This is a genomic window from Flagellimonas cixiensis (genome assembly GCF_042134615.1).
GTDB lineage: Bacteria > Bacteroidota > Bacteroidia > Flavobacteriales > Flavobacteriaceae > Flagellimonas > Flagellimonas cixiensis.
This window is the reverse complement of the sequence record NZ_CP169639.1, coordinates 1,611,805-1,623,971: the sequence shown is the minus strand read 5'-3', so window position 1 is coordinate 1,623,971 and position 12,167 is coordinate 1,611,805. Positions and strand designations below refer to the sequence as shown.

The following is a 12,167-nucleotide window of genomic DNA, read 5'->3' as shown; positions in this document are numbered from 1 at the left end:
ACGTTATCCCAAAATTTTAATGATTCCTTAATTTTTAGATTACGTAAACATCATCAACATAGATGATTTTTGAAAATTAATTAAGGATTTTCGATTCAGATATTAGTTTTTGTCGACTTATTCTTCGGAATCCATGAGCTACCTTAAAAAGGTAGCTCTTTTTTTGTCTGATTTTAACACAAATCATAACATAGAAGAAACACTAACTTAACATTGCTTTTTGTTCTTTGCAGCGACAAAAACTAGTACTGTAATGAATTTCAAAAAGTTAACCCTTATTGGGTTTCTTCTTGTTGGGTCTCATTTTTCATTTTCCCAAACAAGTTCCCCCACAACCTTCGGAAAAGGACTTTTTAATATTGTTGGCAAAGACAGCAGTTGGACCGCTAAAATTGGTGCAAGAATGCAGCTTTTGGCCATTGCCAATTGGGACGATGCCAACGGTGAAACTTTCGGGAACCCCGAACAAAATTTTTTGGTTCGTAGGGCACGTTTAAAGTTCGATGGATTTGTCCATTCCCCAAAATTGGTATATAAAATTGAGTTGGGATTATCCAACAGGGACATCTCAGGAGCATCACAATATACTGGCGATACTCCAAGGTATATATTGGATGCTGTTGTGAAATGGAATTTCTATGAGAATTTTGTGCTTTGGTTCGGCCAAACAAAACTGCCAGGAAACATTGAACGTGTTATTTCTTCTGGAAACCTTCAGCAAGTGGATCGCTCATTGCTAAATAGTAGGTTCAATATTGATCGTGACATGGGATTTCAATTAAGGCACCATATAAAAGTTGGTAAAAAGGCACTTATTCGCGAAAAAATAGCAGTGTCGCAAGGTGAAGGAAGAAACGTGACCACAGGAAACGAAGGAGGGCACCAATATACTGGGCGTTTAGAGCTACTGCCTTTTGGGAACTTTAAATCAAAAGGAGGGTATATATCTTCCGATTTGGATCGGGAAATTACTCCTAAACTTATGATGGCCTTTACCTATGACATGAACAAGGGAGCTGTAAGAAACAGGAGTAACATGGGTGCTTATATGGAAAATGACTTGGGACTATATTCAACGGACATTTCTACCGTATTTGTAGATATGATGTTCAAATACAATGGATTTTCACTAATGGGTGAATATGCCAACCGAAATGCGGAGGATCCCTTTGCGAAAAATTCCGATGGATCACTTACGGGTGATGTAGTACAGGTTGGTAATGCCTTGAACCTACAGACCGGTTATTTATTTGATTCTAATTGGGAGGTATCGGCAAGGTACACCAACATCAACCTGGACACGGACATTACTGGCAAAAACCCAGTGAACCAATACACACTGGGACTTTCAAAATATATCGTTGGTCATCAACTTAAAGTACAAACCGATTTTAGTTATTTGACAGAAGAACAGGGAGCCAATCAATTAATGTATAGATTGCAACTGGAAGTTCATCTTTAAAAAAGATAACCTTTACATAACTTTATCGAGTACCAATCTCTAGATATTTGACAAATTTTTTGGATTTTTATAATCATGGATAATATTTACTTTCTAATTATGGTTGCTTTGGCAGCCCTGGCCATTGCAGATCTTGTTGTAGGTGTGAGTAATGATGCGGTGAACTTTCTTAATTCCGCAATCGGTTCAAAAGCTATTTCTTTTAGAACTATTATGATTGTTGCCAGTATAGGTATTGCTTGTGGAGCTATTTTCTCAAGTGGACTTATGGAAGTGGCCAGAAAAGGAATATTCAATCCGGGCGAATTTTATTTCGATGAGATCATGTTCATTTTCATGGCCGTGATGATCACTGATATTTTATTGCTCGATTTCTTTAATACTTTGGGAATGCCTACCTCAACAACGGTATCCATTGTATTCAACTTATTGGGGGCAGCCGTAGCCATGGCGCTGATTAAAATTGGAACGGCTAACGGAAGCTTTACCGATGTTATCAACTACATCAATACCGATAAGGCCATTGAAATAATAGTGGGTATCCTTTCTTCGGTGGTCATAGCATTTACCATTGGGGCATTTGTTCAGTGGGTTTCGCGATTGCTGTTGTCCTACGATTTTCAGAAAAAACCAAAATGGACAGGTGCCATCTTTGGAGGAATTGCTCTATCTGCAATTACTTATTTCATATTGATCAAGGGTATTAAGGGAACCCCTTTTGCCGATCAAGAATATGCCCTAATCGGTGGTATTACCATTAAGGATTTTCTAGAAACCAAGGTTTACGAGGTAATCCTAATCAATTTTGCCATTTGGGCAATCATCTCCTACATTCTTATTCAATTTGCAAAAACAAACATTTACAAATTGATTATCGGTGTTGGAACCTTTGCTCTAGCATTGGCCTTTGCCGGAAACGATTTGGTAAACTTTATCGGTGTACCCATTGCAGCATGGCAATCCTATGAAGCTTGGAGTGCTTCAGGTCTTCCAGCTTCAGAATTTAGTATGGAAGTGTTGTCGTCAAAAGTGGAAACACCTACTTTCTTACTTTTTATTTCGGGAATGATTATGGTAGCCACACTTTGGTGGTCCAAAAAAGCGCGATATGTTGCCGATACCGAAATTAACTTGTCGAGAGAGGGTGAAGCCAAAGAAAAGTTCCAACCAAATTACCTTTCAAGAAGTTTGGTGCGATTTTCCATTGGCCTATCCACTTGGGTATCCAATGCAGCACCAAATTCTTTAAAAAATGCTGTAGACAAAAGATTTCAAAAGCCCGTGATCACCTTATCAAAAGACAAAACTTTGCAGTTGCCTGCTTTTGATATGATTCGTGCTTCGGTAAACTTAATGGTTGCCGGTATTTTGATTTCCATAGCCACATCATACAAACTGCCACTGTCCACTACATACGTAACTTTTATGGTGGCCATGGGTACTTCTTTGGCCGATAGAGCTTGGGGTGCTGAAAGTGCTGTTTACAGGGTGGCTGGAGTACTTAACGTAATTGCCGGGTGGTTCAGCACTGCGATTATTGCATTTATCGCCTCTGGGGTTATCCTTTCCCTTATCAGCTTTGGTAAAGGAGCTGCCATTGCAATCTTGTTGTTTGCTGCCGTACTCCTTTTGGTGAGAAACTACATTTCTTACAACAAAAAATCAAAGGAAATCAGGGTTGAGGACCAATTGAGAAGAGCTGAGAGCAGCTCTATTCAAGGGGTGATTGAAGAAACCGCTGCCAACATTTCCAGCGTGGTAAAAAGAAGCAACAAAATTTACACCAATTCCATCAACGGATTGGCCAAGCATGACCTCGACTTTTTAAAGAAGAACAAAAAGCAGGGCAACAAATTGTCCTTGGAAATAGAAGACCTAAGGGAGCATACGTTCTATTTCATCAAGAATTTGGATGAAGCCCATGTGGGTGCGAGTAACTTCTACATCAATATTATGGGTCACCTGACTGATATGTCCCAATCATTGGAATATATTGGAAAAGTGAGTCATAACCACGTACACAACAATCACAAAAAACTCAAGTACAACCAAATCAAGGAGCTTAAGGAAATTGACCAAAAACTGGAAGATATTTTCAACCGCACCCAAAAGGCATTCGACGAAAGGTCTTTTGAGCAAATAGGAATGATCTTAAATTCCAAGCAAGAACTTTACGATTTGGTTTCCCAAAAAATTGACAAGCAGGTAGCGAGGACCAGAACTGAAGAATCCAGTCCTAAAAACACCACCCTTTACTTCTCCTTATTGTTGGAAACAAGGGATTTAATAACTGCTATGTTGAATTTATTGGAACTATACTACGCTGAACACGATAGCACCATAGCTCCAGCTAAGATTGAAAAGAAATAAAAAATGGTATCTTTCATTTCGGTAAAACTTCCGAAATGAAAAAACAGCTACTTTTTATACTTCTTTTAGTATTGGTTCATTTCCAAAACTTGCATGCGCAACAAGAAACTGCCGAGCAAGTTTTGGAAAAAGCCATTGCCTATCATGACCCACAGGGCCATTGGGAAAGTCTTCAAGCCACTTTTAAGGTTACCATGACCACTCCCAATCGACCAGAGCGGATAAGCACTATTCAGGTCGATTTTCCAAAACAAGTATTTAATCTTACCGTGCAACAGGGCGGTAATACCTCTCACTTTCAAATCACCGATAATTCTTGTGTCATCACCTTGAATGGTAGCGAAGATTTTTCAGATGAGGATAAAGAAAAAATGAGATTGACCTGTGAGCGGGGCAATTTTATGAAAGATTACTACACCTACCTTTATGGGTTGCCCATGAAGTTACACGATCCTGGTACCCAATTGAATCCTAAAGTGCAAAAGAAGTCCTTTAACGGCAAATCATATTTGGTATTGAATGTTACATATGATGCCGAAGTGGGGAAAGACGAATGGTACTTCTATTTTGACCCTAGCACCTATGCAATGGAAATCTATCAATTTTACCATGATAAGAGTAAAAATGATGGGGAATACATCCTTCTTGAAGGTCTTGAAGAAATCAATGGGATTAAAATGCGCAAGACACGTGCTTGGTATATGAACAAGGACAACAAATATTTGGGAACGGATACCTTGAACAAAATATAATACTAATGGGTAAAATAACTTTTCACTCTTTACTTTTTTTGTTTTTCTGCGCCAGTTTATGTTCCCAAACAAAGGAAAAAGATTGGATGTTAGGTCCATTTGTTCGACCTGAAAATGCCCAACCCATTTTACAAAAAGATGGAGCATCCTCCTTTAAAGATCCAATTACTGGCGAGATAGTTCATTGGGAATCCATGGCCACATTTAATCCAGCTGCAATTATTAAAGGTGATTCCATTTATGTGTTGTACCGTGCCGAAGAAAAACTGGGGGAAAAAGAAATAGGTGGACACCGTTCCCGGATTGGAATGGCGACGACATCCGATGGTTCAACATACACCAAATGGCCACGACCTGTTTTTTATCCAGCATCCGACGAACAAAAAGTAAATGAATGGCCCGGCGGTGTAGAGGACCCAAGAATTGTTGAGACCGAAGGTGGACTTTACGTTCTCACCTATACCCAATGGAACCGTGAAGTTCCTAAGTTGGCCGTTGCCACCTCAAAAGATTTAGTACATTGGGAGAAACACGGTCCTGTATTCAAAAACTACAAGGATGGTCTATACCATAAAAATGAAACCAAATCTGGGGCAATCGTTACTACACTTAAAAACGGAAAGTTGGTTGCCGCCAAAATCAATGGTCGCTATTGGATGTATTATGGAGTTCCGCACGTTTGGTTGGCCTCCTCAACCAATATGATTGATTGGACTCCGCTTGAAACCCACGAAAGCAAACTGGCCCCAGTATTAAGTCCAAGACCAGGCTATTTTGATTCTTGGCTGGTTGAAGCAGGTCCACCTCCCCTACTTACGGACAAAGGTATTGTTGTGCTCTACAATGCCGGAAATTCCCAAAATATTGGAGTAAAAGAATTGGGAAACCGAATTTATACTGGAGGACAGGCTCTTTTTGATGTCAAAGAACCGTGGAAATTGTTGGATAGAACCAAAGAGCCGTTCATACAACCTAAATTGCCTTTTGAAAAATCCGGACAATATAAAGACGGAACTACCTTCTTGGAAGGATTGGTGTTTTTCAATAATGTTTGGCATCTGTACTACGGAACCGCCGACAGCATGGTAGGTTTGGTCACCTTTAAACCATAAGGCTACCTATAAAAATTCATTTCATCCATATATGTCCAAACCGAAAAGGGTAACAACGGACGAATATTCTTGCCTGCTTTATGGGCCTTGCGAATGAAGGTGGATGATATCTCCATGATGGGCGCATCAACCTTTGTAATTTTTGGATGATCCTTAAATTGATGATCAATTTCTCCATTCGAAATTCTTGGATACACATAAATGGAATAAAGTTCCAAAATGGTCTCGTAGTTTTTCCATTTATGAAAACTTTTTAAATTATCCTCTCCCATGATCAATGCAAATTGATGGTTCTCACCATACCTTTCTGCCAAATACACCAAGGTATTGATGGTGTAATTGGGTTGTGGTAAATCAAATTCAATTTTGCTGGGTTGTAACTTAGGGTAATCCTTTACGGCTTCGTAAACCATTTGATAGCGGTGATTATCATCCAAAAGCGATTGCTTGGTCTTAAATGGACTTTGCGGGGTTATCACGAACCAAACCTCGTCCAAATTGGAAAACTCAACCAAATGGTTCGCAATGGCCAAATGGCCTATATGAATAGGATTGAAGGTCCCAAAAAAGAGCCCTACCTTTTTCATGGTTTAATCTTCTTTAGGTGGAATCTCGACCCCGACGAAATCGGCCACCAATTTATGGGCTTCATCCAAAGCGACCTCTAAATCATAGTTCTTGATGATCTTGTCAAACTGAGGTGCGGTTGCTAGCTCAACGGATGCTTTCGCAATACGCATGTTGATTTTATCCTCACTTTCTGTGCTTCGCTTTTTGAGTCTTATCTTAAGTTCGTCAACACTTGGCGGCTTCACAAAAACAGCCAAGGTTTTTTCTGGAAACTTCTTCTTAATTCGAAGTCCCCCTGAAACATCAATATCAAAAATCACATTCTTGCCCTCGGCCCAAAGACGCTCCACCTCACTTTTTAAAGTTCCATAAAAATTGTCGCGGTACACTTCTTCCCATTCTAAAAAATCACCATCCTTTATGTGTCTTTTAAATTGGGAAACGGACATAAAGTAATAATTGACCCCATTTTTTTCCTTACCTCTCCGTGGACGGGATGTGGCCGAAATGGAAAATGCCAAATTAAGTTCGGGTTGATCCAATAAATGCTTGACAATGGTAGTTTTACCACTGCCAGATGGAGCTGAAAATATGATAAGCTTACCTCCTTCCATCATAAAACATTAAGCATTTGTTCCTTGATTTTTTCCAATTCGTCCTTCATTTGCACTACCAATTGTTGCATAGGGGCATAGTTGGCCTTGGAGCCAATGGTATTGATTTCCCTTCCAATCTCTTGTGAAATGAAACCTAATTTTTTTCCATTGCTTTCTTGGGAATTCAAAGTGGTTTCAAAATATTTTAAGTGATTGGCCAACCTCACTTTTTCCTCGGTGATGTCGTACTTTTCGAGATAATAAATCAATTCTTGCTCAAACCTGTTGGCATCGAGCTCCACCTTAAGATCTGCAACGGCACGCTCCAATCGCTCCCTAACAGCACCTAAACGTTCAGGATCCATGGTTTTTACTTCTTCCAAGAGACGATTTAGGTTTTGGATCCTATCTACAAAGTCCTTTTCGAGTACTTCGCCTTCTTCATTTCTGAACTCGACAATGTTACTCAACGCCTCTTTCATGGCCGAAACAATGGATTTGTACTCTTCCTCGTCAATATCGTTTTTGTCGGTTTTTAGGGTGTCGGGCATACGAAGCGCCAATTCCAATAATTTAATATCGTCTCCTTCGGCAATTTTCGCCAACTGGCTCATGTAGTTTTTCACCACACCTTGGTTTACTTCGGCTGTGGTTTCTTCCCCCGTAATTTCTACGTACAATCCAAAATCGACCTTACCTCTCACCAGACTGTCCGCAATCATTTTGCGAAGCACGAGCTCCTTTTCTCGATACGCTTGTGGAATTCTGGCATTGATGTCCAAACTTTTACTGTTGAGCGATTTCAACTCAATGGTAATTTTTTTGGAGGGAAGTTGAATTACATGCTTCCCAAAGCCTGTCATGGATTGAATCATAAGCAAAAGAAATTTTGCCAAAGGTAACCAAAATAGCTTTTGTACCCTTGGCAATTAAACTGTTGTGAAAGTTGGACTAATCCAACTCCCTAACCCAAATGTTGCGGTAACTTACACGGCTATTGTCACCATGGTCCTGCAATTTTAGGGGTCCCTTTCCGTGAACTGGATTTTTGGGCCACCCAATGTAAGGTGTGGTGCCTTTAATTTCCACATGGTCTTGAATCAAAACACCATTGTGGATAACGGTCAAGGTTCCCGATTTAACTTTTTGACCTTTTTCAAATTCAGGTGCATGGTAAATAATATCGTAGGTATTCCATTCCCCTGTTGGAACCGAAGCCATGGCCAAAGGCACATGTTGCTTGTAAATAGATCCAACTTGCCCATTTACGTAGGTCGGGTTATCATTATTATCCAACACCTGCACTTCATAAAGGCCATTTAAAAAAATACCGCTATTCCCGCGGTGCTGTCCTTCCATCTGCACTTTGGCAGGTGATTTCCATTCGATATGCAGTTGAATGCTCCCAAAATTCTGCTTGGTTTGGATATCTCCTGTTCTGTCCTTGACGGTCATACTACCATCTTTGTTCAAGGTCCATTTGGCAGCCGTGCTATCAACAGAACTTATCCATTTGTCCAAAGAGGAACCATCAAAAAGTACAATGGCATCACTTGGAGCAGAGCCATTGGTTCCAGGGGTTACTCTTGGGGGTACTGGTTCGTAAAATTCAGTTTGTTCAGGCTTGGTGGGCTCTACCTCTTGAGCGAAAACAAATCCACAGGCAAGCAGGCTAAGAGCCAATAGTCCGTTTGTTAATTTTGACATGCTTATAGTTCTTTAATTTTTATGTTTCTGAATGAGACTTTGTCACCATGATCTTGTACACCTATTTTTCCTGTGGTGAACTTGGCAAAATCTTCCCAATCTGCAAATTTTGATTTGGCCACCAAGGCATCCCATTCAGGGCTGTTGACAGGAAATTCCACGATTTTTACACCATTTTGAATCACATGGCCTTCATTGGTTTTGTGGTTGATCATCAACTCCACAGAGTTCCATTCCCCAGCAGGATTCACTGAGTTCTCCGATGGTGGCACGATATCGTACAAAGAGCCCGCCAAACGGTCCTCGCCGTTCTTAGCATCAGGATGGCGTTCGTCATCCAACACTTGAATCTCTGGCCCCGTATAAAAGGGTTGACTATGCTTTTCACCCTCCTTTACACCCCAAAAGAAACCACTGTTTCCTCCTTCGGCAATATTCCATTCCAGAGTCAATACAAAATCGGTGTATTCCTTATCGGTTACTAGGTTATAATTGGCTCCTTCTGGTCTTGGGTCTGGAGTGTAAAGCACCATGGCGCCATCTTCCAACACCCAAGGTTCGGTTACTTCGCCTCCGTTGTAAAAATGCCAACCAACAAAGGAAGTTCCGTCGAACAATACTGTCCATTCGGGTTCCTCTACTACTTCAATAACTTCTTCAGCTACTTCTTCAACCTTTTCTTTTGGTTTTTCCTTGCATGCAAAGGTTACGGCCAAGACGGCTAATAATAGTGGTTTTCTCATAATCCTAATATTCGTTTTAGTTGTTCTTTGTCTATTTCTGCTCCAGCGAAGTCATCAAATGTCTTGGTGGTAGCTTCGATGATATGATCTTGGATAAACTTGGCACCTTCCCTAGCACCTTGCTCAGGACTTTTAATGCAACATTCCCATTCCATTACGGCCCAAACATCACATCCGTATTGAGTCAGTTTGGAGAAAATGGTCTTAAAATCGATTTGACCATCGCCCAAAGAGCGGTATCTCCCTGCTCTGTCTACCCAATCGTTATACCCTCCAAAAGCTCCTTTTTTTCCGGTTGGATTAAATTCTGAATCTTTTACGTGGAACGATTTGATGAATTCGTGGTAAAAATCAATGTACTCGATATAATCCAATTGTTGCAACACAAAATGGCTTGGGTCATACAGAATATTAACTCTTTTATGGTTGCCCGTTGCCGCTAAAAAGCGCTCGAAGGTATCTCCATCATGAAGGTCTTCTCCAGGGTGGATTTCGTAGCATACATCAACACCTTCTTCATCAAAATGGTTTAGAATGGGTATCCAACGGTTGGCCAGTTCTTCAAATCCCATTTCTACCAATCCAGCAGGTCTTTGAGGCCAAGGGTGAGCCGTATGCCAAAGTAGTGAACCTGAAAATGTAGCATGGGCATTTAGTCCCAATCTACGGCTAGCGGTTGCCGCTTTTTTTACGGTTTCCACGGCCCACTTTGTACGCTCTTTAGGCTTTCCATGCAGCTCCTTTGGCGCGAAATTATCGAACATAATATCGTACGCAGGATGCACGGCAACCAATTGACCTTGCAAGTGTGTAGAAAGTTCGGTAATCTCTAAACCGTAGGAGTTGATTTTTCCTTTCAGCTCATCGCAATAATCTTGGCTTTCCGCCGCTTTGTCCAAATCTATCAGGAAAGATTCCCAAGTAGGGATCTGAATACCTTTGTACCCCAAATCGGATGCCCATTTGCAAAGACCATCCAAAGAGTTGAAAGGGGGTTGACTATCTACAAATTGTGCCAAGAATACGGCAGGCCCTTTAATTGTCTTCATTGATATTGATTTTTAGGAATTTATAAATCCTCACATAATTGGGATTTATCTTCTATATTTAAGAAAAAAACTATGTTAATTTTATGTCTCATGTAGTAAGATATAAATATAGGGATTCGTTAACAATTAATATAGTTTAGCGATTTTTTTAAATACTACTTATGGAAAATGCTTCTGCCCGTAATCTTTGGGGTGACTTTTTAGACGCACATTTGGAATTTGCTTCGGAAGATGCGCCCAAGGTGATTCATTTTTATGATAATGAAACGGATGCCGATAGGTGTTCGGAATTGATCTGTAAAGAAACTAAAAGAGCTACCACACATTCGTTAAAAGGGCTTCAGTTACGCAATGAAAAACTCCCCAAAATTGGCGATTTTTATGTGGTTACAGACTGGGGCGGAAACGCAAAGTGTGTTATTAGAACCACTGGGGTAAAGTTACTGCCCTATTTTAGCGTTAAGGAGGAGCACGCAAGATTGGAGGGCGAAGGTGATAAAAGTCTTGAATATTGGAAAAAAACGCATTGGGATTATTATACCCGTGAATTGGCAAGTCTGGGCGCTGCTCCAAAAGAAAGTATGATCGTAGTATTTGAAGAATTTGAACTGCTCTACAAAAAATAATGGCCGCCTAAAGGCAGCCATTATTTTGATTTTTAGGGTTTAATTAGTCCATATCCATCCAAATATTCCCTTGTTTGTGGGAAGCTACGGTGTTCTCTATAAATTTGAGACCACGAACTCCGTCCAACATGGTTGGGAATTCTCCGCTGTTATATTCTTCACCACGAATAGCTTTGGCTGCTCCCAAATAAATGTTGGCCATAGCGTCGAAAATTCCCTCTGGGTGTCCCGGAGGTAATTTAGTTCCGTCCAAAGACAGTTTGGAATTGTAGGCATGACCTGGCTTGTACACCTGTAATGGTTCTGGGTCGTTCAACTTGTAAAGGTAGTTGGGATTTTCTTGTTCCCATTTTAAGCCTCCTTTTTCACCATAAATAGCAATGGTCAGATTGTTTTCTTCACCTGTTGCCACTTGACTTGCCCTGATAACTCCCTTTACGTTTTTATCTAATCGAATAAGGGCAGTTCCGTCCATATCCATCACATTGTCATCGTACATATAGTTAAAATCACAAAGCAAAGACTGCACTTGCAAACCAGTGGTAAATTCTATCATATTAAAGGCATGTACCCCTATATCTCCCATACAAGAACTGATTCCCGCTTTTTTTGGATCTAATCTCCAAACCGTTCCTCGTTTTTCCTTATCGTGGATAACAGGATTCATCCAACCTTGGTAATATTGCGCATCTACTTTGTGCACCTTCCCTATAACCCCGTCCTTAATCATTTCGCGCATTTGACGTACCATTGGGTATCCGGTATAAGTGTGCGTCACTGCGAACACTGTGCCGGCCTTTTCCAAGGTTTCCTGCAAAATCAAGGCTTCCTCATAAGTGGTGGTCATTGGTTTTTCACAGATGACATGAAAACCGTTTTCCAAAAGTTTTTTAGCCATTGGAAAGTGCAAGAAGTTTGGGGTTAGAATGGAACAAACTTGAATACGCTCGTCTTCCGGAAGCTTTAATTCTTCTTCCACCAACGTATCAAAATCTTTATAGATCCGGTTGGTTGGAACATCTATCTCTTCTGCAAAGGCAACGTTATCCTCGAAGTTAGGGTTAAAAACTGCCCCAACAATTTCATAATTATCATTTATAAAGGATGCTACTCGGTGTAAAACTCCAATTAGGGAATCTCCTCCTCCTCCAAGTATTCCTAGTCTAATTTTTTTTGGCAT

General features: G+C 40.5%; 12 protein-coding genes. 5 read left to right on the top strand and 7 right to left on the bottom strand.

The genetic code is table 11. From position 1 onward, the window contains the following. Positions 1-253 precede the first annotated feature (253 nt). The 4 genes from ABT310_RS07210 to ABT310_RS07195 all read left to right on the top strand — a co-directional run bounded on the left by ABT310_RS07210 (position 254) and on the right by ABT310_RS07195 (position 5,696). Positions 254-1,462, top strand: a complete 1,209-nt coding sequence (locus ABT310_RS07210) for a porin (protein WP_375326067.1) — start codon at positions 254-256, stop codon at positions 1,460-1,462. Between the two features lie 75 nt (positions 1,463-1,537). Next, a complete protein-coding gene (locus ABT310_RS07205; protein ID WP_375326066.1) occupies positions 1,538-3,832 on the top strand; it encodes an inorganic phosphate transporter in 2,295 nt (764 codons plus the stop codon). Positions 3,833-3,867: 35 nt separating this feature from the next. Then, positions 3,868-4,584, top strand: coding sequence for a DUF6503 family protein (locus tag ABT310_RS07200; RefSeq protein ID WP_375326065.1), 717 nt, complete (start codon positions 3,868-3,870; stop codon positions 4,582-4,584). Positions 4,585-4,670: 86 nt separating this feature from the next. Then, positions 4,671-5,696, top strand: a complete 1,026-nt coding sequence (locus ABT310_RS07195; protein ID WP_375326064.1) for a glycoside hydrolase family 130 protein — start codon at positions 4,671-4,673, stop codon at positions 5,694-5,696. Positions 5,697-5,698: 2 nt separating this feature from the next. On the opposite strand, the gene nadD is transcribed toward ABT310_RS07195, so the two are convergent. The 6 genes from nadD to ABT310_RS07165 form a co-directional block, all read right to left on the bottom strand. Beyond that, positions 5,699-6,283, bottom strand: coding sequence for a nicotinate (nicotinamide) nucleotide adenylyltransferase (gene nadD / locus ABT310_RS07190; RefSeq protein ID WP_375326063.1), 585 nt, complete (start codon positions 6,281-6,283; stop codon positions 5,699-5,701). Between the two features lie 3 nt (positions 6,284-6,286). Next, entirely contained in the window at positions 6,287-6,880 is a 594-nt protein-coding gene (gene gmk / locus ABT310_RS07185) for a guanylate kinase (RefSeq protein WP_375326158.1), read from the bottom strand. Then, positions 6,880-7,737: a YicC/YloC family endoribonuclease gene (locus tag ABT310_RS07180; protein ID WP_375326062.1), complete on the bottom strand. Its 858-nt coding sequence runs from the start codon at positions 7,735-7,737 to the stop codon at positions 6,880-6,882. Before ABT310_RS07180 ends, gmk begins: the two co-directional genes overlap by 1 nt. Positions 7,738-7,813: 76 nt before the next feature. Then, on the bottom strand, positions 7,814-8,569 hold the full coding sequence (locus ABT310_RS07175) for a DUF1080 domain-containing protein (protein ID WP_375326061.1): 756 nt from the start codon (positions 8,567-8,569) through the stop codon (positions 7,814-7,816). Between the two features lie 2 nt (positions 8,570-8,571). Then, positions 8,572-9,312 carry a DUF1080 domain-containing protein gene (locus ABT310_RS07170; RefSeq protein ID WP_375326060.1) on the bottom strand — a complete coding sequence of 247 codons (741 nt, stop codon included), beginning with the start codon at positions 9,310-9,312 and terminating at the stop codon, positions 8,572-8,574. Further along, complete coding sequence (locus tag ABT310_RS07165) at positions 9,309-10,361, bottom strand: sugar phosphate isomerase/epimerase family protein (protein WP_375326059.1); 1,053 nt, start codon at positions 10,359-10,361, stop codon at positions 9,309-9,311. The genes ABT310_RS07170 and ABT310_RS07165 overlap by 4 nt, the downstream gene beginning before the upstream one ends. Positions 10,362-10,522: 161 nt before the next feature. On the opposite strand from ABT310_RS07165, the gene ABT310_RS07160 reads away from it, so the two are divergent. Continuing rightward, on the top strand, positions 10,523-10,987 hold the full coding sequence (locus tag ABT310_RS07160) for an ASCH domain-containing protein (protein ID WP_375326058.1): 465 nt from the start codon (positions 10,523-10,525) through the stop codon (positions 10,985-10,987). Between the two features lie 43 nt (positions 10,988-11,030). Here the strand turns inward: ABT310_RS07160 and ABT310_RS07155 are convergent, their stop codons facing one another. Next, positions 11,031-12,167 (bottom strand): Gfo/Idh/MocA family protein, encoded by a 1,137-nt coding sequence (locus ABT310_RS07155; RefSeq protein ID WP_375326057.1) that lies wholly within the window; start codon positions 12,165-12,167, stop codon positions 11,031-11,033.

What these genes read in the sequence shown, in the direction of transcription:
- ABT310_RS07210 (WP_375326067.1), top strand. Translation starts at nt 254, where the DNA reads ATGAATTTCAAAAAGTTAACCCTTATTGGGTTTCTTCTTGTTGGGTCT.
- ABT310_RS07205 (WP_375326066.1), top strand. Translation starts at nt 1,538, where the DNA reads ATGGATAATATTTACTTTCTAATTATGGTTGCTTTGGCAGCCCTGGCC.
- ABT310_RS07200 (WP_375326065.1), top strand. Translation starts at nt 3,868, where the DNA reads ATGAAAAAACAGCTACTTTTTATACTTCTTTTAGTATTGGTTCATTTC.
- ABT310_RS07195 (WP_375326064.1), top strand. Translation starts at nt 4,671, where the DNA reads ATGTTAGGTCCATTTGTTCGACCTGAAAATGCCCAACCCATTTTACAA.
- nadD (WP_375326063.1), bottom strand. Translation starts at nt 6,283, where the DNA reads ATGAAAAAGGTAGGGCTCTTTTTTGGGACCTTCAATCCTATTCATATA.
- gmk (WP_375326158.1), bottom strand. Translation starts at nt 6,880, where the DNA reads ATGGAAGGAGGTAAGCTTATCATATTTTCAGCTCCATCTGGCAGTGGT.
- ABT310_RS07180 (WP_375326062.1), bottom strand. Translation starts at nt 7,737, where the DNA reads ATGATTCAATCCATGACAGGCTTTGGGAAGCATGTAATTCAACTTCCC.
- ABT310_RS07175 (WP_375326061.1), bottom strand. Translation starts at nt 8,569, where the DNA reads ATGTCAAAATTAACAAACGGACTATTGGCTCTTAGCCTGCTTGCCTGT.
- ABT310_RS07170 (WP_375326060.1), bottom strand. Translation starts at nt 9,312, where the DNA reads ATGAGAAAACCACTATTATTAGCCGTCTTGGCCGTAACCTTTGCATGC.
- ABT310_RS07165 (WP_375326059.1), bottom strand. Translation starts at nt 10,361, where the DNA reads ATGAAGACAATTAAAGGGCCTGCCGTATTCTTGGCACAATTTGTAGAT.
- ABT310_RS07160 (WP_375326058.1), top strand. Translation starts at nt 10,523, where the DNA reads ATGGAAAATGCTTCTGCCCGTAATCTTTGGGGTGACTTTTTAGACGCA.
- ABT310_RS07155 (WP_375326057.1), bottom strand. Translation starts at nt 12,167, where the DNA reads ATGCCAAAAAAAATTAGACTAGGAATACTTGGAGGAGGAGGAGATTCC.